We start from the raw sequence: 20,588 nt of genomic DNA, 5'->3' as shown, positions 1-20,588 counted from the left end.
GGAGGGTTATTTGCAAAATAGCCATTTCTTTCGCCTACAGCAAGCATTATTAAAGTCAATTAACGCGATAATCTGTAACGCATTGATATATTTGAATAATTAACTGAGACTTAAATCCTCTCATCACAGTGCTAGTGTAAGTCGTTGATAATAAATAAATTTTTTTAAAAATGTGTCGGGTTCATTTAACTCTCTTGGTTCCTGTGCCTGATATGCCAATGAGAGACAGAAGCAGTTATAGGCGGTACTTGCAGACCTCCCAGAAATACTGTATAAATTCCCATGCTGCGGTTAGTCCGCACTGAACCCGCCTAGAGCGGGTTTTCCTTTTCCTGAGCCCTGGCCTTTTTGCCGGGGCTTTGTCGTTTCTGGCCCCTGGCGGGGTGGTGGATATGCGAATGCCGACCAAAGACCCGGGCCTGTTGGCCTTCCTGGTGACTTGGCTGATGGAGCATCAGCCGGCCCTCTACGGCTTCCTGCTGGCGTTGATCACGGCCTATCTGCGGGTGACTTACTCCGGTGGCAGCCAGCGCCAGCGGGTACTGGAGTCGTTGATGTGCGGGGCCATCAGCCTTTCTCTGATGTCGGCCATGGACTGGATCGGGGTTCCGACCTCGGCCAGTGGCTTTATCGGCGGCATGGTGGGTTTTCTCGGCGTGGACAAGATGCGCTCCATGGCTGAGCAGGTACTGAGCAAGAGGGTGGGCGGCGATGGCCAGAATCAATGATGTGCCGAACGTGAAGGCGTTCTTGGACATGCTGGCGTGGAGTGAGGGCACGATTGGCCTGGGGGACGATGGTTACAACAAGCTGGTGAACCCTGCCGGCTTTTTCGATTCTTATGCCGATCACCCCAATGTGCTGGTGCAGGTCACGCCGCGGCTCAAGTCCACTGCTGCTGGGCGGTACCAGTTCCTGTCTCGCTACTGGTCCCACTACAAGAAACTGCTGGGCCTGCCGGACTTCGGGCCGGTGAGCCAGGACAAGTGGGCCATTCAGCTGATCCGTGAGCAGAAGGCGCTGGAGGATGTGAAGGCGGGGCGTATCCCGGTAGCCATCGCCAAGTGTTCCAACATCTGGGCCAGCCTGCCTGGCGCCGGCTATGGCCAGCGGGAACATACGCTGGAGCGGCTGCTGGCCGAGTACCAGTCATTCGGTGGTGTGCTCGCATGAGCGCTCTGGCCTGGCGTCTCGTCGGTGGGCTGGCCGTGGTTCTGTGCCTGGTTGGCCTGCTCTGGTTCGCCAAGGCAAAGACCGAGGAGGCCGCCAGTCTTTCCGCTTCATTGGAGCAGTCCAGGCTGAACTTCCAGCTGCAACAGGCGGCCACCCGTCAGATTGAGCAGAACTACCAGGAGGCATTGCATGCCATCGACCAGGCAGAACGCGACAAGCGTTCAATGGGGCAGCGGTCCTCTAAGCTGCAACGGGAGCTTGAGCAGCTGCAGCTGGGTGTTCCCTGTGCTGCTGAGCCTATTCCTGTCGCTGTTGTTGAGCGGCTGCGCGAGCGAGTCAGTACTGCCAACCAAGCCCTGCAAGCCGGTAGCGCCCAGCCTGGTGGCGCCCACCCCGATCCCTGAGTATTGGGCCGAGCAATATGGTCAGTGCCCCGTGTATGTGGAGCAGGTGATCCTGGCGCTGGAGCAGTGCAACCGGGACAAGCAGGCCATCCGGGATCCTCAATACGTCGGAGGGCATGATGCCAGCCAGGATCCCTAAGGTGTGTCGGGAGCGAACCTGCAGCCGGCTGACCACGGAGCGCCACGGCTACTGCCCGGAGCATGCCCATCTGGCGGATGGCTGGAAGAAGGTGGCCAAGGTCAGCGCTGAAGACCGCGGCTATGGCTGGGCCTGGCGCAAGCGTCGGCAGCGAGTGCTGGAGCGAGATCGTTACCTCTGCCAGGTGTGCCTTGCCAAGGGCAGGATCACCGTCGCTACCGAGGTAGATCACATCGTCAACAAGGCGGCAGGCGGGACGGACGATGAGGCGAACCTGCAGGCCATCTGCCGAAGTTGTCATGCAGCAAAGACCCAATCGGAATCATCTGATGCTCGCCAATCCAGCACCAAACCAGTGCAAACCAGGGGGTAGGGGGGGCTAAATCCTTCCAACTTTTCGACCTCACCACTGCTCCGCCTCGTCAAATTTTTACACCCGCGAAATTAAAAAATTAAAACGGAGGCCAGATGGCTGGAAAAGCCGCTGTTCCTGGCCGTGGACGTCGGCCCAAGCCTACCGAGAAGAAGCTGCTTGCCGGCAATCCAGGTAAGCGGGCGCTGAACCATGAGGCGCCCACTTTCACCTCGGTTGCTGGGGTCAGTTGCCCGGACTGGTTGGCCGAAGATGAACTGGCCTCAACCATGTGGGACATGCTGATCGCCGAGTTGTGCGGTGCGCAGGTGCTGTGCCTGACGGACATCCACAACCTGGAAGCATTTTGTGCCGCCTACTCTCGCTGGCGGCAGGCCGAGCGAGAGATTGCCATGCATGGCCTGGTGGTCGCAGGGGCGACCGGCGGCCCGATCAAGAACCCGGCCTGTACGGTGGTGAATGAATCACTTCGGCAGATGACCACCTTCGGATCCCTGCTTGGCCTGGATCCTTCTAGCCGATCGCGTCTTATCGGTGGCGGTAAGAAAAAGGGAGAGGCCAACCCGTTCAACGAGTTCTAGGGACTAGGTATGGCAGCACGCAAGAGTTACCCGCTCGTCAATGCGGCGAACCAGTACGCGCGTGATGTGACGAGAGGAAAGATCCCGGCTTGTCGCTATGTCATCCAGGCCTGCCAGCGCCACCTTGACGATCTGGCCAAGGAAAAGTCGGCCAAGTTTCGCTTCAGGTTCGATAAGGACAAAGCCGAGCGGGCCGCCAGATTCATCCAGCTGTTACCGCACACCAAGGGGGAGTGGGCCTTCAAGCGCCAGCTCATCACCTTAGAGCCATGGCAGTTGTTCATCGTCTGCTGCGCCTTCGGCTGGGTGCGCAAGGGAACTGGTCTGAGGCGGTTCCGTGAGGTCTACACCGAGATCCCGAGAAAGAACGGCAAGTCGGCCATTTCCGCCGGCGTGGCGCTTTACTGCTTTGCCGCCGACAACGAGTTCGGCGCCGAGGTGTATTCCGGTGCCACGACAGAAAAGCAGGCCTGGGAGGTGTTCAGGCCAGCCAGGCTGATGGCAAAGCGCACCCCCTTCCTGCTGGAACGCTGGGGGATCGAGGTCAACGCCTCCAACCTCAACATCCCAGCCGATGGGGCCCGGTTCGAACCGCTGATCGGGAACCCGGGAGACGGCCAGTCGCCCAGCTGCGCCGTGGTGGATGAATACCACGAGCACGATGCCGACGACCTCTACACCACCATGATCACCGGCATGGGGGCTCGTAAGCAGCCGCTAATGTGGATTATCACCACCGCCGGCTACAACATCGATGGGCCCTGCTACGACAAGCGGCGGGAAGTCATTGAGATGCTGGCTGGCACAGTGCCTGATGACGAGCTGTTTGGTGTCATCTTCACCCTGGACGAGGGGGATGACTGGACGGATCCCCGGGTGCTGGCCAAAGCCAACCCCAACATGGGGATCTCGGTCTACGAAGATTACCTGAGAGCCCAGCAGGCCAAGGCCATCAAGTCGGCCCGCTTCGCCAACAAGTTCAAGACCAAGCACCTGAACGTCTGGGTATCGGCCAAGACAGCCTTCTTCAACTTGCAGCGTTGGCAGGAGTGCGAGGATAGAACCCTAAGCCTGGAACAGTTCGAAGGACAAGAATGCATCCTGGCTTTTGACCTGGCGCGTAAGCTCGATATGAACTCCATGGCGCGGATATTCTGGAGAGACATCGATGGCCGCCGGCACTACTACAGTGTCGCGCCTCAGTTCTGGGTACCAGAAGACACGGTGAACAACACCGACAATCGACGCCTGGCGGAGCGGTACCAGAAGTGGCAAAACATGGGCGAATTGGCCGCCACCGAGGGGGCCGAGGTGGATTACCGGGAAATCCTGGAAGAAGCCAAAGAAGCCCAACGGATCGCCAACGTATTGGAAACCCCGCTAGATCCGACTGGGGCGACGGCATTGGCGCATAGCCTGGCCGATGAGGGCATGAGCCCCATCACCATTACCCAGAACTACCAGAACATGTCTGCCCCCATGAAGGAGCTGGAGGCGGCAATCCAATCCGGTCGTTTCCACCATGACGGAAATAGTCTGCTGACTTGGTGTATTGGCAACGTCATCGGCAAGCACCTGCCAGGTAATGACGACATGGTCAGGCCGATCAAGGAATCTGCCGATCAGAAAATCGACGGCGCTGTGGCCCTCATCATGGCCATCGGTCGGGCCATGGTGCCCGAACGGGAAGACAACCGCTCCATCTACGAAACTTCGGACGTCCTATGCTGATCCAGCTCACCATCTTCATTGTCGGCCTGTTAGGTGCGGCACTGCTCTCCTATGGCGCCTGGCTGGTTTATCCGCCTGCAGGGTTACTGACATCTGGTGCCCTGGCCATGATTTGGTCTGCCATGATGAGCCGGGCTGTGGCCCTGCAAAAGCAGGAAGCCAAGCGTAAGCGGGAGGCCGGCTGATGTTTCTGCCCATGATGTTTGGCGCTGGCAATAAGGCCGGCAACTTCAGCCAGTGGATGAGCTCCATGGTTGGCCGTACCGCCAAGTCTGGCGTGCTGGTCACCCCAGAGACCGCCATCGCGGTTGCCGCTGTCCGGGCCTGCGTTACCTTGCTGGCTGAGTCTGTCGCCCAGCTGCCCTGCGAGCTCTATCAACGTCGCGGCGACAAGCGGGAGCGGGCAGCCGATCATCCGCTGTATGACCTGATCCATAACCAGCCGAACCAGAAAGATCCCGCCTTTGAGTTCAACGAGCAACGCATGGGCCATCTTGGCCTGCGCGGCAACAGCTACAGCCTGATTGACCGGGACGGGAACGGCTTCATCACCGAGTTGATCCCGGTGAATCCGGACAAGGTGGCGGTGCTCAAAGGGCCGGATGGCTTGCCCTATTACCAGTTGCTGGGGGAGGGTAACGCCATCCTCTCCATGCGTCAGGTTCACCACGTCAAAGCCTTCTCCCTGGATGGCTTCGTCGGCTTGTCTCCCATCCAGACCAATCCGGACACCATAGGCCTGACCATGGCCGTGGATGAGCATGCCAGCCGGGTCTTTGCCAATGGCACCACCTTAAGCGGCGTCATCGAGAGCCCCAAGGACGGCGCCAAGTTCGACTCACAGACCAAGGTAGATGCCTTTCTGAACAAGTTTGTCGAGCGGCACTCCGGCCTGCGCAATGCCTTCTCTGTGGCCCTGCTACAGGAGGGCATGCAGTACAAGCAGCTGGCGATGAACAACGAACAGGCCCAGCTGTTGGAGTCGCGTAAGTTCGGCATCAGTGAGATCTGTCGCCTGTATAAGGTGCCGCCTCACATGATTGGGGATCTGGAGCGGGCCACCAACAACAACATCGAGCACCAGGGGCTGCAGTTCGTCATCTACACCCTGCTGGCATGGCTCAAGCGGATCGAGGGCGCCATGATGCGTGATCTGCTGCTCCCCAGCGAACGGCGAGAGTTTTACATCGAGTTCAACGTCTCCGGCATGCTGCGGGGGGATCAGAAGTCTCGCTACGAATCCTATGCCCTGGGTCGCCAGTGGGGCTGGCTCAGTGTCAACGACATCCGCCGGCTGGAGAACCTGTCTCCGATCCCCGGTGGGGACATCTATCTGACGCCGCTGAACATGGTGCAGACCGGCAAGCTGCCAGACGGCATCACCAAGGCTACCGCCGAACAACTTAACGAGATTGAGGCCATCCTATGCCGAAGCTGATCAACTTTCCCCATTTGGCCGACATGGCGTTTGGGCAGCCGCTGTATGCCACCTCCAGCATCGTTGCCTCGGTTAAAACTCTGCTGATCCCGCGTTTGCTGGGCCAGCATGCCGACATCCTGGCCGCCAATCCGATGCCGGCAGAGCCGGTTCCTGCCCTGGAGGCTCAAGGAGAGTCCCGCTACCAAATCGCAGGCATTGCCATCATCCCGGTACACGGGATCCTGGTGGCGCGGCGTGGCCAGATCGACGCCACCTGCAGCGAGCTGACCAGCTATGAACGCCTGCGGGGCGCCATTGCTACCGCCTTGGCTGACGAGCGGGTCAAGGAGATCGTGCTGGATATCAACTCTGGTGGCGGCATGGCCGTAGGCTGCAAGGAGCTGGCGGAATACATCTATGCCAACCGAGGCGCCAAGCCCATCACCGCGCTGGTAAACCACGGTGCCTACTCGGCAGCCTACTTTATCGCGGCGGCCTGCGGCCGGGTGGTTGTGAGCGAGACCGGCGGGTGTGGCTCCATCGGCGTGATCATGGAGCACATGGAGGTCTCCAAGTGGGAGGAACAGGTCGGTCTGACCTTCACCACCTTCTACCGGGGCGAGCGCAAGAATGACGGCTCTCCCCATGAGCCCCTCAGCGATGGCGCCGTCAGTGCCATTAATCATCGGCTGGATCAGGCCTACGACCTCTTCGTCAATGCCGTCAGCAAGTACCGCGGCCTGGCTACTGACGCGGTGATCGCCACCCAGGCCGGACTGTTTAGCGGTCCAGAGGCCATTGGCGTTGGGCTCGCCGACGAACTGGCCAGTCCGCAAGACTTCATCAACGCCCTGGCCGCCAAGGTGACTCAAGAAAACACGCCTACCCAGCGTATCGGCCTGCGGGCCCGCGCCATGGATCAGCAAGTCACGCTCTAGCCCTGCGGCGGAGCACACACCACTAGGCCCCGAAAGGGGCTTTTTTTATTCCAAAAGGAACCATCGATATGAAGACGATCGAAGAACTCCGCCGCCAACGCGCCGACATCAATGCCAAGGTTCAGGCCCTGGCCAAGGTTGAGGCCGAGGGCGGCTCTCTCTCCGCCGAGCAGTTGACCGAATTTAACCAACTCTCCGGAGAGTTTGAACAACTCTCAGCCCAGATTGGTCGCATGGAAGCGGCTGAACGCATGAACGCTGCACAGGCCAAGCCGGTGACGGCAATCATCGGCGGCGCGAGCGCTGCTGTACATGTCAAGCCTGAGCTGAAGCAGTATGAAGGCGCCAAGATGGCTCGCTTGGCCATGTCGATTGCCGCAGGTAAGGGCGATCTGCAACTGGCCGAGCAATTTGCCTCCCAGGAAATCGGTGATGCCGAGGTGGCGATGGCCATCAGCACCGCCTCCGGTTCCGGTGGGGCCTTGGTGCCTGAAGCCTTTCACTCCGAGGTTATTGAGCTGCTGCGCCCCCGCACCGTGATCCGCCGCCTGGGGGCCCGCTCCGTACCGCTTCCTAACGGCAACCTGACCATGCCGCGCATGGCTGGCGGTGCCACTGCCAGTTATGTCGGTGAAGGTGTTGATGCCAAGGCAACCGAAGGCAGCTTCGATGACGTCAAGCTCTCCGCCAAGACCATGATCACCATCGTGCCCATGTCCAATCAGTTGATTGGCAGCGCAGGTTATAACGTGGAGCAACTGGTGCTGGGTGACATGCTGGCTGCCATGGCGGTGCGCGAAGACAAGGCCTTCCTGCGTGATGACGGTACCGACAATACCCCGACCGGCTTCAAGGCCGTGGCCACTGCCGCCAGCCGCACCAAAACCTGGTCCGGTACCGCCGACCTGGCGACCATCGACGCCTACCTCGATGCTCTCATCCTGATGCTGATGGGTTCCGATTCTCTGATGATCAATCCTGGCTGGGCCATGAGTCCGCGCAGCTACATGAAGCTGTTCGGCCTGCGGGATGGCAATGGCAACAAGGTCTATCCGGAACTGGCCCAGGGCCTGCTCAAGGGCTACCCCATCGCCCACACCAACACCATCCCGGTTAACCTGGGCGCCGGTACCAACGAGTCTGAGATCTACTTTGCCGATTTCAACGATGTGGTGATCGGTGAGCAGGACAACATGACCATGGACTTCTCCCGTGAAGCCACTTACGTCGATGCCGCTGGCACCATCGTGACGGCATTCTCCCGTAATCAGTCCGTATTGCGGCTGGTGGCCAATCACGACGTCGGCTTCCGCCACCCGGAAGGCCTAGCACTGGGTACCGGCATCACCTGGTAACTCATCTGGGCCTCGTTGTTTCGGGGCCCATCAACTTCCAATCTCGATTCCATAAGGAGCCGACATGGCTACTCAGAAGTCTACCGATGACAAATCGAAACAAGATGGCGCCGCCCAGGGTGAGCTGCAATCTCAGAACGCAAGCGTGACCACTGATACCCTGGTCACCCTGCTTGGCCCCTACAAGAACTACAGCAAGGGGGATATCACCCGTTTCTCTGCCGAGGTAGCGGAGCGCCTCATCAAGTCCAAGCTGGCCGTGCCGTATCAAGCCCAGTTGTCTGGCAATGAGGCTGCTTCAGATAAGGATCAGGAGTAACCCATGCTGATCAGCCTGGATGATGCCAAGCGCCAATGTCGACTTGAGCTGGACGATACCAGTGAAGATGAGCACCTGACGGTGCTGATTGAAGCGGCGATCGCAAAGATCGAGAACGACACCAATAAGCAGTTGATTGCAGTAGATCAGACGCCCGTTGTTAGCACTGATCCTGACAGCGGTGCAGTGGTGCCGCCCTATCAGCAACAGCTTACCCCGGCACTGCGTATGGCTGCGCTCTTGCTGATCAGTCATTGGTACACCAACCGGGAGGCGGTGGTCACCGGTACCATCGCCACCACCATGCCGCTGGCGTATGAGAGCCTGATCCAGGCTTATCGTGATCTGGCGGTCGGGTAGGGGGACGCATGCTCAAAAGTGGTGAACTCAATACTCGGTTGACTTGGATCGGCCAAGGTGATGGAACGCCGCCAAGTTGGACAGTGCTGGGGAGCATGTGGGGCAAGCTGGTGGCCCCCAAGTCTGCCGGCCGGGAATCACAGGCAAGCATCTACGCCAGCGGCACCACCTTCATCAGTATCCGACCCCGGTCAGGCGTACTGCCAGGTCAATTGCTTAAGCAAGGTGGCGATTGGTTCCTCATTGAGGACATCAATGGGACACCGGGCGAGCTGCAGCTGGCCGCCCGCAAACTGGCTGGCGAACCGGCACAGTACATTCCCAAATCTGGCGAATCCTATATGGTGACCGCTTGGCTTGCCCAGGAGAACATCCTGGTTGGCGCCCGTTCCGAGCCTCGCCAACAGATAGACCTGATCCTGCCGGAGCTGGTCTGGCCCTTTGCCCGCGTGGGTGATCAGTTGTCAATGCGTGGCCGGCTCTATCGGATCGAAGGCAAAGTCGAGGGCTCCGACAACGGCACTACCCTCAGGGTCATGGTGAGCTGATGCCGGGAGGAACGAGTCGCAAGCGCCAACCGAAGGCAATCAGTCTGACCGGGCTGACCGAGAACAAACAAGCCTTTGCCGATCTGCCGGCAACCCTGCGGAAACAGGTATCCGCGATCATCAATACCAAAGCCAAGGCGATCCAGGCCGACCTGATTCAGCGCATTAGCGCCGACGGATTTGCTCCGGCCTCGGTCAAGGCACGGATCAAGCTCACCACCGCTTCATCAAAGAAAGACGAGGCCACCCTCACGCTCAACACCAAGCGTGTGCCGTTCTCCCGCGTCAAGTTCACCACCCAGATCCAGGACCAAACCGGAACCCGGGCCAGCGTCTTTGTGCTGAGGGGCGGTAAGCGGGTGCAGGTCTACGGCTTCGTGAATCCCTACGGTAAGAAGCAAAAGCCGCTGATCCGCTATCAGAAGGCGGGCAAGCAGCGGCTGGTGGCCGCCGGCGGGATCGGGCTGAAACAGTGGTGGGATGGCATTCTCACCGATGACTATCTGGCCAGGATCCGCAATGAACTGGCCAGCCAGATCACCCAGGAGCTGACTAAATGACCCAGGCTACCGAGATAGTGAATGCCATGCTGGCCAAGTTACGGGGGGTAGCGGCGTTTGAAACACCTGAACAGGTGTGCGATGCCGACCCTCAGTTGGATGAGTACACGATACTGCCCATTGCCCATCTACGTGAGATCCGGGAAAGCAATATCGAGCGCCGGGCAGGCGGTTGGAAACGCAGCCGGGTACTGCAGTTAGATCTCTATCAACCGGCTGAAGATGGACGGGCCGGGCGCGACGCCTTGCTGGATGCCGTACTCGAACAGGTGTCGCCCATAGGAAATGGCATACCGTTCCCGGGTACAAAGCTGATCAAACTCACCATAGGGGAAATCACCCTGGAGCCCGAGGAGATAGCGGCCTCCGTGCTGCTGACCCAGATCCCCATCACCATCGAATACCTCGCCAGCAACTAACCCTGGCACCACACTACCACCGGCCCTGCGCCGGTTTTTTTATACCTGGATCCTGCATAGGAGAATCCAACTATGAGTCTGTTTGTTGATACCGGCCTGGTGCTTGCGGGTGACGTATACCTGGCAGAAATTACCAATGGCGTGCGCGGCCCCCTGATTGGCCCCATCAACCTCACCGGCATCTCCATCACGCCGCCCACCACCGAAGAAAAGAACCGGCTGTCCAATAAGAAGATCGACTTCGGCCAGAACCTTGGCACAGTGAATATTCCCAAGGATCCGGCCAAGCTCAAGATCTCCTGGGACACCATGACCAAGAGCTTGTTGGCGGACGCTCTGGCCGGTACCGGCGAAGAGTTCAGCGTGGCCGAGTCTACCGTCACCGATGAGGCTATCACGCTCACCGGTGCGGGCTATGTCACCCTGGCCAACGACGGCATCAGCAATGTTGTCGTCAAGCTGGCGTCAGACAACTCCGTGCTGGTGGCGGACACCGACTACCAGGTCAATCTGGACATGGGCATGATCATCGCCCTGACAGAAACTGCGGCGGCAGCGGTAACGGTCAGCTACACCGTCGATGCCAAGACCGGCTATGTGGTTTCCGGCGCCACCGAGGTCTTAAAGCCCCGCTACATTCTCATCGATGGCGAAAACAAGGACACCCAGAAGCGGGTCAAGATGGAAGTGTGGCAGGTTCAGCTTTCCGCCACCGGGACCGCTGAATTGATGTCCGGTGACTACATGGAAGGTGAGCTGGAAGGCTCCATGGTCACCCCGGCAGGTAAAACCGCCCCTTATACCTACAAGGAATTCAACTGATCTATCCCCTAGGCCCGGCGCCTGTCGGGCCTACCTCCTTTCTCAATCCAGATCCTCAGACCCCGCCATCGTGCGGGGTTTTCTTTTTGTGAGATCCCATGGCCAAGAATCAATCCGACATTCAGCTCAAGATCACCGCCGCCATCGATGGCCTGGTGGAAGTCGGCAAGCTGGTCAACGAGCTGGACAAGCTGGGCGGCCAGTCGGATGAGTCCAGTACCGAGGTGGAGCGGCTGGTCAAGGAGCTGGACGAGCTGCGCCAGCAGGATCAGCTCATCAGCCAGTTCGCTCAGCTCAAGAAGGGCACCGCCGATCTGGCTGCCACCCTGGAGACTACCCGCACCAAGGCCACCGCCATGGGCAAGGGGCTGGCCGAGCAAAAGCAGCAGCTCACCCAGACCAATCAGGCCTATAGCCAGAGCAAGCGCGAGACCGCCGCCCTGGCAGATGAGTGGACCCAGGCCAAGGCTAAGGTAGATCTGCTGGCCCAGGGGATCCGCAACAGCAACAAGCCCACCCGCGAGCAGCGTGACGAGCTCAAGCAGGCGAAGGTGGAAGCCAAGGCACTGGGGGAGCAATACCGAGTATCCGTCAACCAGACCAAGGATCTGCAGCGGGAGGCCACCGCCGTCGGCAAGGCCGTCGGCCAGCAGGAAAAGGAGTTCACCGCTGCCCGCAAAGAGGTTACCCGCCTCGATGCCCAATACCAGAAGCAGAACGCCAGCCTCAACAGCCTGCGGACCAACCTGCAGCAATCCGGCGTCAACACTCGCCAGCTGGGGAATGCCCAGCGGGAGTTGGCCTCTGCCACCGCTCAGGCCGAACAGAAGGTGTCGGCGCTGGCGACAGACATGCAGAGCTCGGTGGAGCGCCAGCGCCAGCTTAACCAGCAGCTGGCCAGCACCAAGCAGGGGATGGGGCAATATGCCAGCGGGGCAGCCAATGCCCGCGGTGCCACCGCAGAACTGACGGCAGAGCTGGGCCGTGGCAACAGTGGTCTGCTGGCCTGGACCAAGGGGCTGCTGGCCAGCGCCGCCGCTCTGCTCTCCATCGGCAAGGCCAAGGATGCCCTGGTGGATGTGGTCAGCACCGGCGCCGACATGGAGCTGATGGCGAAGAATGCCGAGCGGGCCGGGCTGTCGTTTGATGAGCTCAACCGGTTCGCCGGTGACACCGCGCTGCAGCTGACCGAAGTGATGGACGTAGCCATCAAGACCAAGAACTACGGTCTGGATCCCATGTCAGGTGCCCTGCAGGCCGCCACCGATGCCGCCGCCGCCAGCGGCAAGGGTTATGAGCAGGTGGATGGCATCCTCACCGCGCTTGGGCAGGCCTACACCAAGACCAAGCTGCAGCAAGAAGAGATGAACCAGCTGGCCGAGCGGGGCATCCCTGCCTGGTCGCTGCTGGCTGAGGCTACCGGCAAGTCGGTACCCGAGCTGCAGGCCCTGGCCACCGCCGGGGCCCTGGGCCGCGAAGAGATCGACCTGCTGATCCAGGCCATCGGCACCGAGTTCGCCGGGGCCGCTAAGAAGGCCATGGATAACACCAAGGGCCTGGCCTCCAACCTGGCGGACGAATTCACCAAGGCCAAGACAGAGGTGGCCAACGCTGGGCTGATGGAGTACGTCAACGACCAGCTGCGGGATGTCATCGCCTACCTGAAGCAGTTACGCCAGGATGGCACCCTCAAGGAGTGGGGCAAGGACATCACCGACACGCTCAAGGCGGTGGGGGATTACACCTCGACCGCCATTGCCGGCATCAAGGCTATGAGCGGCGAGTTGAAGCTGCTGGCCCATATCTGGATCGGCCTCAAGATCATCCAGTGGACCAAGGACATCAAGAGTCTTGGCACAGGGTTCCTTGGGCTGGCAGATAGCGCCCGCAAAGCCGGCGAAGCCATGACGACCACCCAGGTTTCCTCGTCGATGGCCACCGCCTCCTTCGGCAAGATGGCGCCAGCCGTCAAGGGACTTACCTCCCTCGTTCAGGGTCTCAAGACCGCGGCGGCTGGTTTGGCCGTCAGTTGGGGTATTGGCAAGATCCTGGAGGCGGTGGATGCCTACCGCCAGATGAAGAATGCCCAGGAGGCAGCGGCCAAGTCTGCCTCTCTGCAAAAGCAGACCTCGCTGCAGCTCAAGGAGCAGTACGCCCTGCTCTCCAAGCAGTTGGGCATCACCATCACCAATATGGGTGAGTTCGATGCGCTGATGGAATCCGGCGCCATCCATTTTGATGAAGCCACCGGGTCTTACAAAAAGGGCCCCCCGGCCATTGCCGCCGTGGGGGAGGCCGCCGCCAAGGCGGCACCCAAGTTCGATCCGATCAACGAGCGCATCGAAGAGCTGAAGAAGAAGCTGACCGAGCTCAAGCCAGGCAGCGATGAGGCCACCAAGGTGGTGGCGGACATGTTTGGCGAGATGGAGGCCAGCAGTCGCACCTCGGTGGCGTTCGTGCTGCGCCAGCTCACCGACCTGCAAGCGCAGGGGGCACTGACCGGCAAGAACCTGACCGACGGCTTTGGGGCCGCCATCAAGCAGCTCACCGCCGAGCAGCTTGGCCAGCTTCGCGAGAGCCTGGCTGAAACCGGCAAGCTGATGACCAGCACCGGCACCCAGGCCAGAGCTGCAGCGAAGCAGATCAACCAGGAGCTGTTTGCCCGCATCGGCTTAGATCTGCAACAGATGCGTAATGGCTTCACCGAGGCTGGGCAGGCCACCATCGATACCTTCAGCCAGATAGTGCAATCCGGCCAGTTCTCCAGTGCCGAGATCCGCGCAGCTTTTGCCAAGTCCATGGACAGTGCCGCCACTAAGGCAGAAGCCAACAAGCTGATCACCATCTATCAAGAGGCAGGTAAAAGCGGCTTGGTGGCCGGCACAGACATTCAGAAGGGACTGGCGCTGGCTAACAAGCAAACTGGCCAGCTACAAAACGCCACCGGTGATCTGGGAAGCGCCTATACCCAGCTTGGCATCAGCTCTGCTGCCGCCCTGGAGAAAACAGCGGCGGCCAACCGCCAGGCTTGGCAAGAGATCCAGCGTTCAGGGGCCACCATAGAGGTGCAGCGAGAGGCCTTCCTGTCCTATGCCAAGGCAGAACTGGAGGCGGCTAATGCGGCTCATCGTGTTGCCGATGGCTCACTGGCCAGCCAGGCCGCAGCCTTGGGATTGAGTCAGCAGTATGAGGCGCTCAAAACGGCAGCCAAGACGGCCGGTGCAGAAAATCTGGTGCTGGGTGATGCCATCGATCATGTCAAAAACAAAGCAGGTGAAGCTGGCGACGCTGTTCAGCAACTCACCCAAGACGAGCTGGAACTAAAGGCTGCCCACGAAGGCGCGGCCACCGCCAGCCAGTTCCTGGCGGATCATACGTCCTCTCTGCAGGCCAAGCTGGCCGAGTGCTCCCCCCAGGCCCAGAGCCTGATGAACAGCATCATGGGTTGGCGCAATGCCAGCGCAGCCGCCAGCTCCGAGCTAGAAACCCTCAACCAGCGGCTGGCCGAGAACGGCGAACGGCTGCGCACCGTCCGCTTGGCCGTGACCCTGGATGACATTCAGGGCTATCTCAAGGACACCTCCGAGGCCTATTTGACCGCCGAGCGGGCCTACCTGCGCCAGGCCGTCGCCGCCGAGAAGATGAAAACCCGCTTGGAGGACACCTCCGGGATCAGCCAGACCCTGGTGACCCGGGGCGAGGCCATGGTTACACAGATGCGCCTGCTGGATGATGAGGACCTCTCCTGCCTGCGCAGCGCCATCGACTCCGCCAAGCAGAAGTTGGCGAGCATGAAGGATGAGGCCAAATCCGCCGCCGACACATTGGCCAATCTGCAGAACGAGTGGGATTCCCTCAATGGCAACGACGCCGCCGTGGCCCAGCGTGAGCAGCTGCAAAAGCTGGCCGAGCTCCAGGCCAAACTCACCGAAGCCCGCGCCGCTGGCAACAGGGAGGCCATCCAGAGCTACCAGCAGGCCATCGATCTGCAAGAAAAGCTCTACGCAGCCAAGGAGAAGCAGCGCCAGGCCGATGAGGCCGCCGCCAAATCTCAAGCGCAGGCCGATAAGACCGCCAAGCAAGCCACCTCCCAAACCATTCAGGCATCCAGCCGCACCATCACCCTCCAGTTTGAGGGCAAACAAGCCCAGATCCAGGTCACACCCACCCAAGAGGCGAGCCTGGATAGCTTACTGGATCAATTGCAGCAGCAAGGGCTGCGCACATCCTAAAGGACCGCCATGGCCATCACCCTGGACGAGATTGAGCTGCCGGAACAGTTGGACTGGCAGGACGAGTTTTTCTGGGCGCCTGTTGCCCAGACCATCACCCCAACCCTGACCGGCTACCTCATCGTGGAGGAGAACGCCGCGCCAATGGGCCGACCCATCACCTTGGTGAGCGATGGCGGCGTCTGGGCTCCCCGCGCTCTGGTCAAAGCCGTCAAGGCAAAAGAGGCCCAGGTTAACACCCCCATGACTCTGACCCTGCACGATGGCCGCCAGTTCAAGGTGGTTTGGCGGCGTGATGACAAGGGGGTGGATGCCAGCCAGATCATCCGCATCTGCGATCCAGACGATACCGACCTGTACGACATCAACTTGAGATTCACGGAGATCGACTAATGCCCATTTTACAAGGCGACATCAAGCTGCTGGCCAGCCAGGTGATGGCGGATACGGATGACGGTGGCGGCGCCATGACCAACACCGAGATTGTGGATGGCGAGCATAACGCCATGTTTCCCGACATCAGCGATCTGGACCGGGCCTATGGCCGGGTGAACCTGCGCAAGGCCTTTATGGCGGTGCAGACCGATGATACCGAGGTCTATTACGGGTCCCATATCATCGTCAAGAAGCCGCCGACCGACCCCAATGTGGCCATCACCCTGTTTTCTACCGATGACCCCTTCGATGTGCGGGCCGACGCCCAGGATCGGATGGAAAGCTATCTGGCCCGTGGCCCGCGCTGGCAGGGGTTCTTGTACGACACCCAGATTAAGGGCCAGCGGGCGCTGCGCTTCTTCCAGCGCCAGGCCGTGCGCCTGCCGGAAGTGGGGGAGGTGCTGGTGCTCATCGGTGACGAAGGCAAGGCCACCGAGTTTGAGCAGTATGTCCGCATCACCGGCGTGGCGGCGGTGGACACCAAGTTTTTGGTGAGCGGCTACAGCCAGGAGTTTGTCCGCACCGTGGTGACGGCCGAGATTGCCGACCCGCTGCGCTACACCTTTGAGGGGCAATCCCCGACGCCGTTTGACGATGCCAAGCAGGCCACCGGCTTTCGGGAGACGGTGGTGGCCGATGCCGCTCAATACTATGGCACCGTCCGGCTGGCCAAGGATGCCGACTTTGGCAGCCTGCAGGTGCAGGCCGAGACCATTTTCACCCAGCTGGTGCCGTCCAGCCGCACCGAGACGCCGGCCATTGACCTGACCGCCGGCGGCAAGTCCAGCACCCTGAGTCCGTCGGATAATGGCACGGTCGCCATCAGCACCACGGTGGCCATCGCCGCCGGCAAGGCCTTTTACCTGGGCACCGGTTGCCAGCCTGGCAGCCTGGCGATTGTGATCGGCGCGGCCACCATCAGCGACAAGGGCGGCGCCCTGCTGCTGGCCGGCACCCAAGTGGGCACCATCGACTATGCCGCCGGCACCCTGAGCTTTACCAGCCAGTGCCCGGATTACGGCACCGCCAGCAAGGCCATCAGCTTCAAGCCGGCCAGCGCCATCATACGGGTGAGCGATACCCAGGCCATTGAGGTCAACGAGAACACCCGGGGTTATGCCTATGTCGGCACCCTGTTGCCCATCCCGGCCCCGGGCAGCCTCACCTTCTCCTACATGGCCCAGGGCAAATGGTACGAGCTGACCGACAACGGCCGCGGCGAGCTGTACGGCGCCGATAGCGCCTATGGCTCCGGCACCCTCAACTACACCACCGGCAGCTACATGGTGACCCTGGGGGCCCTGCCGGATACCGGATCCCATATCCTGCTGGCCTGGGGGGCCCCCACCACCAGCTTTAACCGGGCCAACGTGGCCAGCTCGGCCCTCAAGATCCGAGCCTGTCTGGGGGATGCCCTTTATCCGGACACCCGCAATGGCGGCCAGGCCTACCTGGGCAACATCGCCGCCGGCACCTGGACGGCTACCTGGGACGAGAACGGCACCGAGCGCACGGCTACCGCCGATGCCGCCGGGGTGGTGAGTGGCGATGCCACAGGCAGCCTGGATCATCGCACCGGCGATCTGGTGCTGATCCCCAACAAGCTGCCGTCCGTCGGCACCACGGTGGCCATGAGCTGGCAGCGCAACGGCGAACGCACCGAGCTGGCACTGGATGACCTGGGGCTGATGGTAGCCGGCCAGCAGGTCACCGGCACCCTGCCGAACGCGCCGACCATTCCTGGCCGCACCTTGCTGCGCTTGCCGCTGCAGCTGACCGACGAGGTGGAGGCGGTCAACCCCTTGGTGTATGTCACCCTGTACGACACCCCGGCGGGTCAGCTCATCAACCAGGCCGACGGCAGTGTGCTGGGCAGCCTGGACGCCGCCACCGGCGCCTTTAGCATCGAGGCCCCCAGTACCGCCAAGTTTCTGGTGCGCCAGTACGAACGCCGCCGCGACCCGGCGAACAACTATCTCTATGCCTGGATGGTCACCAGCACCGGCTGGTCAGTGCAGCACTGTGCCCCCGCCGCCGAGGGGCTGGCCTGGGCCCGCACTCAGTACAGTGATGCCAGCAGCACGGTGAGCGCCGAGCAGACGCTAAGCGCCCTGTCCTGGGACTTTGTACCCAGCGCCGGCGAGCAGGTGGCCATTGGCTCGGTGCGCTTCGCGTTCGGCGGTTCCACCTACATAGACCGACAGGGGCTGCTCTATAAGGACGTGGATCCGGCCACCAACTCAGGCACCCAGGCCGGCAGCTTCGACTATGCCAATGGGGTGGCCAAGGTGACCCAGTGGACGGTGGGGCAGGCCAACGGGGATGTGGTGCTGCAGTCCTTGCTCACCTACCTGGACGAGCACACCGTCTCCTCGGTGGCCTTTCGCACTCCGGGTGCGCCGCTGCGCCCGGGCTCACTCTATGTCCAGTGCCTGGATACCGATGGCAACCTGCACAGCTTCACTGCCAGCGCCGATGGCGTGATCAATACCGGCATTTTTGACGGCAGCGTGGATCACGACACCGGGGTGGTAAAGCTGCACTTTGGCAGCCTGGTGGTGGCCGACGAGAACACCCAGGCCGAGTGGTACGATCAGGATCTGGTGGATGCCAACGGCTATATCTGGCGCTCAAAGCAGATCCGGGCCGACTCCATCCGCTTCAACTGTGTGACCTACAGTTACCTGCCGCTGGATGCCGACATCATCAAGCTGGATCCGGTCCGCCTGCCCTCAGACGGTCGGGTGCCTATCCTGCGCAAGGGCAACGTGGTGGTGATCCACTCCACCCGCCGCACCGAGTTTCCCAATCCTGTCTCTGCCGGCTATCAGCTGGACTTGAACCGGGAGCGGATCTCCCGCCTGAGTCTTGAAGATGCCACCGGCACCCAGCTCGATGGCGCCCTGTGGCAGGCGGATCTTGATTACGGGATTGTCACCCTGGCCAGCCCGCTGGATCTGTCTGGTTACACCCAGCCCATCACGGTGGTGCATGAGGTGGAGGACATGAGCCTCATCACCGACGTGGAGATCAGCGGCAAGCTGACCCTCTCCAAGGCGCTGAGCCATGACTATGCTGCCGCCGACACTTACGTTAGTTCGGCGCTCATCATCGACGACATGTGGGCTAGGGCCAACAATGTCTTTGACCAGACCACCTGGACCGGCGCCTGGTCGAACACCCTCATCGGAAGCCAGACCAATGCCCAGTTTAACGCCACCGATTACCCCATCACGGTAACCAACCGGGGCGCCATCACCGAGCGCTGGGCGCTGGTGTTCACCAGCACCACCACCTTCAAGATCATCGGGGAACACCTGGGGCAGATCGGCACCGGCAACATCAACGAGATCTGTGCCCCGCTGCGGCCCGCCGTAAACGTGCCCTATTGGTCTATCAACCCCCTGGCGTTTGGCGCCGGCTGGTCTGACGGCAACGTGGTGCGCTTCAACACCATCGGGGCCAATGCCCCTTTCCAGACCGCCCGCACCATCTTGCAGTCGGATGCGGCCATCGATGACGACGAATTTGCCCTGCAGCTGCGCGGCAACATCAATAAGGAGTAAGGCATGAGCCATTCCGTTAAGTGGTATTCCAGCGCCATGCAAGGCGCCCCCCTGCTGTCCAGCGGCAGCGGCGGCGCCGCCCACACCGTGCCCCAGGGCAGCCTGATTGCTCTGCTCAAGGCCATTCTGGTGACCGGGTTCGGCGTCCAGGCCCTGGGCTCAGCGGTGTATGACAGCCAGGCGGCCACCATTACCCTGACCCTTTCCAGTGGCCATGCCTATCTCAAAGACTCGATCATTGAGGTGAGCGGGGCCAACGAGGCAGGCTTTAATGGTGAGTTTCGGGTGCAGTCAACCACCACCAATACTGTGGTGGTGGGGCTGGAGAATGGCACCCCGGGCGCGGCGGCCGCCACCGGGGATCTGGCCATCAAGATCCCCGGCCTGGGCTGGGAGGTGCTGTTTGAGGATGCCGCCAACTACAAGATCATCTTTGGCCGTACCGACGAGAACGCCACCCCCATCAAGCTGATGGTGGATAACAGCGCCTGGACCAACTGGAACGCCTATTCAGGGCACTTGGCCAAGGTGGCCATGGTGGAGGATGTCACCGACATCAACACCTATACCACCGTCTACGAGCACCGTTGGCCCTGTTCCCACAACTATGCGGTGCCAGAGTGGCAGGCGGTGGGGGATAGCTTGCTGCTGTACTTTATGCCGGCCTATGGGATGGGTGGCACTTCCAACTACAAGACCCGCGCCCTCTTTGCCTTTGGTGACATCAACAGCGTCCGGCCAGGGGATCAGTACCACTGCCTGCTGATCTCGTACTCACAGACCTCAAACACCAATTACTGGAACAACACAGCAACGAGCATTTATAACGACGCCCTGCTGTTTTCCAACGCAAACTACAAAACCATGGCGCGCAGCCATCACCAGCTGCCTGGTGCTGTGAGCGCACTCTGGCGCGGTCTGTCAGGGGCATTTGGTGAAGGCATGAGCTTTCCCAATCCGGCCGACAACGGTTTTTATGTTTCGACTGAACCGGTGCCGGTGCATGACAACCTGAGCTATCGCGGCAGCCTGCCCGGGGTGGTGGTGCCTTATGCCTCGCCAATTGCCTTTGACAAGACGCATCTGAATAATCTGCCTGGTCTACCGGATAAGCTGATCCGTCTGTTGCTGTGCAATAACCAAACGGCTGCTGGATCAGGCACTGATTATCGCCGGCTCATCGGCTTTGACATCAAGGGGCCGTGGCGATGAG

General features: G+C 60.7%; 21 protein-coding genes. All 21 read left to right on the top strand.

Features of this window, described 5'->3' with window-relative positions; all coding sequences use genetic code 11:
• Positions 1 to 398 precede the first annotated feature (398 nt).
• The 21 genes from ABD847_RS01605 to ABD847_RS01505 all read left to right on the top strand — a co-directional run bounded on the left by ABD847_RS01605 (position 399) and on the right by ABD847_RS01505 (position 20,587).
• On the top strand, positions 399 to 728 hold the full coding sequence (locus tag ABD847_RS01605) for a phage holin, lambda family (protein WP_345009382.1): 330 nt from the start codon (positions 399 to 401) through the stop codon (positions 726 to 728).
• On the top strand, positions 712 to 1,173 hold the full coding sequence (locus ABD847_RS01600; protein WP_345009380.1) for a glycoside hydrolase family 24 protein: 462 nt from the start codon (positions 712 to 714) through the stop codon (positions 1,171 to 1,173). Before ABD847_RS01605 ends, ABD847_RS01600 begins: the two co-directional genes overlap by 17 nt.
• Positions 1,170 to 1,577, top strand: a complete 408-nt coding sequence (locus ABD847_RS01595) for a hypothetical protein (RefSeq protein WP_345009378.1) — start codon at positions 1,170 to 1,172, stop codon at positions 1,575 to 1,577. The genes ABD847_RS01600 and ABD847_RS01595 overlap by 4 nt, the downstream gene beginning before the upstream one ends.
• Positions 1,459 to 1,716, top strand: coding sequence for an Rz1-like lysis system protein LysC (gene lysC, locus ABD847_RS16825; protein ID WP_425568352.1), 258 nt, complete (start codon positions 1,459 to 1,461; stop codon positions 1,714 to 1,716). The genes ABD847_RS01595 and lysC overlap by 119 nt, the downstream gene beginning before the upstream one ends.
• Complete coding sequence (locus ABD847_RS01585; RefSeq protein ID WP_345009374.1) at positions 1,697 to 2,089, top strand: HNH endonuclease; 393 nt, start codon at positions 1,697 to 1,699, stop codon at positions 2,087 to 2,089. The genes lysC and ABD847_RS01585 overlap by 20 nt, the downstream gene beginning before the upstream one ends.
• Positions 2,090 to 2,184: 95 nt before the next feature.
• Positions 2,185 to 2,670, top strand: a complete 486-nt coding sequence (locus tag ABD847_RS01580; protein ID WP_345009372.1) for a phage terminase small subunit P27 family — start codon at positions 2,185 to 2,187, stop codon at positions 2,668 to 2,670.
• A 9-nt stretch (positions 2,671 to 2,679) separates the two neighbouring features.
• The gene (locus tag ABD847_RS01575; protein WP_345009370.1) at positions 2,680 to 4,401 is read left to right on the top strand and encodes a terminase large subunit; all 1,722 of its coding nucleotides are present in this window, start codon (positions 2,680 to 2,682) and stop codon (positions 4,399 to 4,401) included.
• Positions 4,395 to 4,586 carry a hypothetical protein gene (locus ABD847_RS01570; protein ID WP_345009368.1) on the top strand — a complete coding sequence of 64 codons (192 nt, stop codon included), beginning with the start codon at positions 4,395 to 4,397 and terminating at the stop codon, positions 4,584 to 4,586. Before ABD847_RS01575 ends, ABD847_RS01570 begins: the two co-directional genes overlap by 7 nt.
• On the top strand, positions 4,586 to 5,839 hold the full coding sequence (locus ABD847_RS01565) for a phage portal protein (RefSeq protein ID WP_345009366.1): 1,254 nt from the start codon (positions 4,586 to 4,588) through the stop codon (positions 5,837 to 5,839). Before ABD847_RS01570 ends, ABD847_RS01565 begins: the two co-directional genes overlap by 1 nt.
• Positions 5,827 to 6,759 carry a S49 family peptidase gene (locus ABD847_RS01560; protein ID WP_345009364.1) on the top strand — a complete coding sequence of 311 codons (933 nt, stop codon included), beginning with the start codon at positions 5,827 to 5,829 and terminating at the stop codon, positions 6,757 to 6,759. Before ABD847_RS01565 ends, ABD847_RS01560 begins: the two co-directional genes overlap by 13 nt.
• Before the next feature lie 68 nt (positions 6,760 to 6,827).
• Positions 6,828 to 8,114 (top strand): phage major capsid protein, encoded by a 1,287-nt coding sequence (locus ABD847_RS01555; protein ID WP_345009362.1) that lies wholly within the window; start codon positions 6,828 to 6,830, stop codon positions 8,112 to 8,114.
• 64 nt (positions 8,115 to 8,178) lie between these two features.
• On the top strand, positions 8,179 to 8,433 hold the full coding sequence (locus ABD847_RS01550) for a hypothetical protein (RefSeq protein WP_345009360.1): 255 nt from the start codon (positions 8,179 to 8,181) through the stop codon (positions 8,431 to 8,433).
• A 3-nt stretch (positions 8,434 to 8,436) separates the two neighbouring features.
• Positions 8,437 to 8,793, top strand: coding sequence for a head-tail connector protein (locus tag ABD847_RS01545; RefSeq protein WP_345009358.1), 357 nt, complete (start codon positions 8,437 to 8,439; stop codon positions 8,791 to 8,793).
• Between the two features lie 8 nt (positions 8,794 to 8,801).
• The gene (locus ABD847_RS01540; RefSeq protein WP_345009356.1) at positions 8,802 to 9,341 is read left to right on the top strand and encodes a head-tail adaptor protein; all 540 of its coding nucleotides are present in this window, start codon (positions 8,802 to 8,804) and stop codon (positions 9,339 to 9,341) included.
• Entirely contained in the window at positions 9,341 to 9,901 is a 561-nt protein-coding gene (locus ABD847_RS01535; protein ID WP_345009354.1) for a hypothetical protein, read from the top strand. Before ABD847_RS01540 ends, ABD847_RS01535 begins: the two co-directional genes overlap by 1 nt.
• Positions 9,898 to 10,320, top strand: coding sequence for a hypothetical protein (locus tag ABD847_RS01530; RefSeq protein WP_345009352.1), 423 nt, complete (start codon positions 9,898 to 9,900; stop codon positions 10,318 to 10,320). Before ABD847_RS01535 ends, ABD847_RS01530 begins: the two co-directional genes overlap by 4 nt.
• Positions 10,321 to 10,392: 72 nt before the next feature.
• Positions 10,393 to 11,142 carry a phage tail tube protein gene (locus ABD847_RS01525; RefSeq protein ID WP_345009350.1) on the top strand — a complete coding sequence of 250 codons (750 nt, stop codon included), beginning with the start codon at positions 10,393 to 10,395 and terminating at the stop codon, positions 11,140 to 11,142.
• A gap of 98 nt (positions 11,143 to 11,240) precedes the next feature.
• Positions 11,241 to 15,374, top strand: a complete 4,134-nt coding sequence (locus ABD847_RS01520; RefSeq protein WP_345009348.1) for a tape measure protein — start codon at positions 11,241 to 11,243, stop codon at positions 15,372 to 15,374.
• A 9-nt stretch (positions 15,375 to 15,383) separates the two neighbouring features.
• On the top strand, positions 15,384 to 15,767 hold the full coding sequence (locus ABD847_RS01515) for a hypothetical protein (RefSeq protein ID WP_345009346.1): 384 nt from the start codon (positions 15,384 to 15,386) through the stop codon (positions 15,765 to 15,767).
• Positions 15,767 to 19,375, top strand: coding sequence for a curculin (mannose-binding) lectin protein (locus tag ABD847_RS01510; RefSeq protein ID WP_345009344.1), 3,609 nt, complete (start codon positions 15,767 to 15,769; stop codon positions 19,373 to 19,375). Before ABD847_RS01515 ends, ABD847_RS01510 begins: the two co-directional genes overlap by 1 nt.
• 3 nt (positions 19,376 to 19,378) lie before the next feature.
• The gene (locus ABD847_RS01505) at positions 19,379 to 20,587 is read left to right on the top strand and encodes a hypothetical protein (protein ID WP_345009342.1); all 1,209 of its coding nucleotides are present in this window, start codon (positions 19,379 to 19,381) and stop codon (positions 20,585 to 20,587) included.
• Position 20,588 lies beyond the last annotated feature (1 nt).

The sequence above is a fragment of the Pseudaeromonas paramecii genome, from assembly GCF_039540575.1.
Lineage (GTDB): Bacteria > Pseudomonadota > Gammaproteobacteria > Enterobacterales > Aeromonadaceae > Pseudaeromonas > Pseudaeromonas paramecii.
Note: the sequence above shows the minus strand (reverse complement) of the source record. Positions and strands in the feature narration are given on the sequence as shown.

Bases quoted from the DNA above. Each gene is read 5' to 3' on its own strand.
- ABD847_RS01560 (WP_345009364.1), top strand. From the start codon at position 5,827: ATGCCGAAGCTGATCAACTTTCCCCATTTGGCCGACATGGCGTTTGGG.
- ABD847_RS01605 (WP_345009382.1), top strand. From the start codon at position 399: ATGCCGACCAAAGACCCGGGCCTGTTGGCCTTCCTGGTGACTTGGCTG.
- ABD847_RS01600 (WP_345009380.1), top strand. From the start codon at position 712: ATGGCCAGAATCAATGATGTGCCGAACGTGAAGGCGTTCTTGGACATG.
- ABD847_RS01540 (WP_345009356.1), top strand. From the start codon at position 8,802: ATGCTCAAAAGTGGTGAACTCAATACTCGGTTGACTTGGATCGGCCAA.
- ABD847_RS01515 (WP_345009346.1), top strand. From the start codon at position 15,384: ATGGCCATCACCCTGGACGAGATTGAGCTGCCGGAACAGTTGGACTGG.
- ABD847_RS01555 (WP_345009362.1), top strand. From the start codon at position 6,828: ATGAAGACGATCGAAGAACTCCGCCGCCAACGCGCCGACATCAATGCC.
- ABD847_RS01545 (WP_345009358.1), top strand. From the start codon at position 8,437: ATGCTGATCAGCCTGGATGATGCCAAGCGCCAATGTCGACTTGAGCTG.
- ABD847_RS01520 (WP_345009348.1), top strand. From the start codon at position 11,241: ATGGCCAAGAATCAATCCGACATTCAGCTCAAGATCACCGCCGCCATC.
- ABD847_RS01530 (WP_345009352.1), top strand. From the start codon at position 9,898: ATGACCCAGGCTACCGAGATAGTGAATGCCATGCTGGCCAAGTTACGG.
- ABD847_RS01505 (WP_345009342.1), top strand. From the start codon at position 19,379: ATGAGCCATTCCGTTAAGTGGTATTCCAGCGCCATGCAAGGCGCCCCC.
- ABD847_RS01595 (WP_345009378.1), top strand. From the start codon at position 1,170: ATGAGCGCTCTGGCCTGGCGTCTCGTCGGTGGGCTGGCCGTGGTTCTG.
- ABD847_RS01570 (WP_345009368.1), top strand. From the start codon at position 4,395: ATGCTGATCCAGCTCACCATCTTCATTGTCGGCCTGTTAGGTGCGGCA.
- ABD847_RS01565 (WP_345009366.1), top strand. From the start codon at position 4,586: ATGTTTCTGCCCATGATGTTTGGCGCTGGCAATAAGGCCGGCAACTTC.
- ABD847_RS01535 (WP_345009354.1), top strand. From the start codon at position 9,341: ATGCCGGGAGGAACGAGTCGCAAGCGCCAACCGAAGGCAATCAGTCTG.
- ABD847_RS01585 (WP_345009374.1), top strand. From the start codon at position 1,697: ATGCCAGCCAGGATCCCTAAGGTGTGTCGGGAGCGAACCTGCAGCCGG.
- ABD847_RS01580 (WP_345009372.1), top strand. From the start codon at position 2,185: ATGGCTGGAAAAGCCGCTGTTCCTGGCCGTGGACGTCGGCCCAAGCCT.
- ABD847_RS01550 (WP_345009360.1), top strand. From the start codon at position 8,179: ATGGCTACTCAGAAGTCTACCGATGACAAATCGAAACAAGATGGCGCC.
- ABD847_RS01525 (WP_345009350.1), top strand. From the start codon at position 10,393: ATGAGTCTGTTTGTTGATACCGGCCTGGTGCTTGCGGGTGACGTATAC.
- ABD847_RS01575 (WP_345009370.1), top strand. From the start codon at position 2,680: ATGGCAGCACGCAAGAGTTACCCGCTCGTCAATGCGGCGAACCAGTAC.
- ABD847_RS01510 (WP_345009344.1), top strand. From the start codon at position 15,767: ATGCCCATTTTACAAGGCGACATCAAGCTGCTGGCCAGCCAGGTGATG.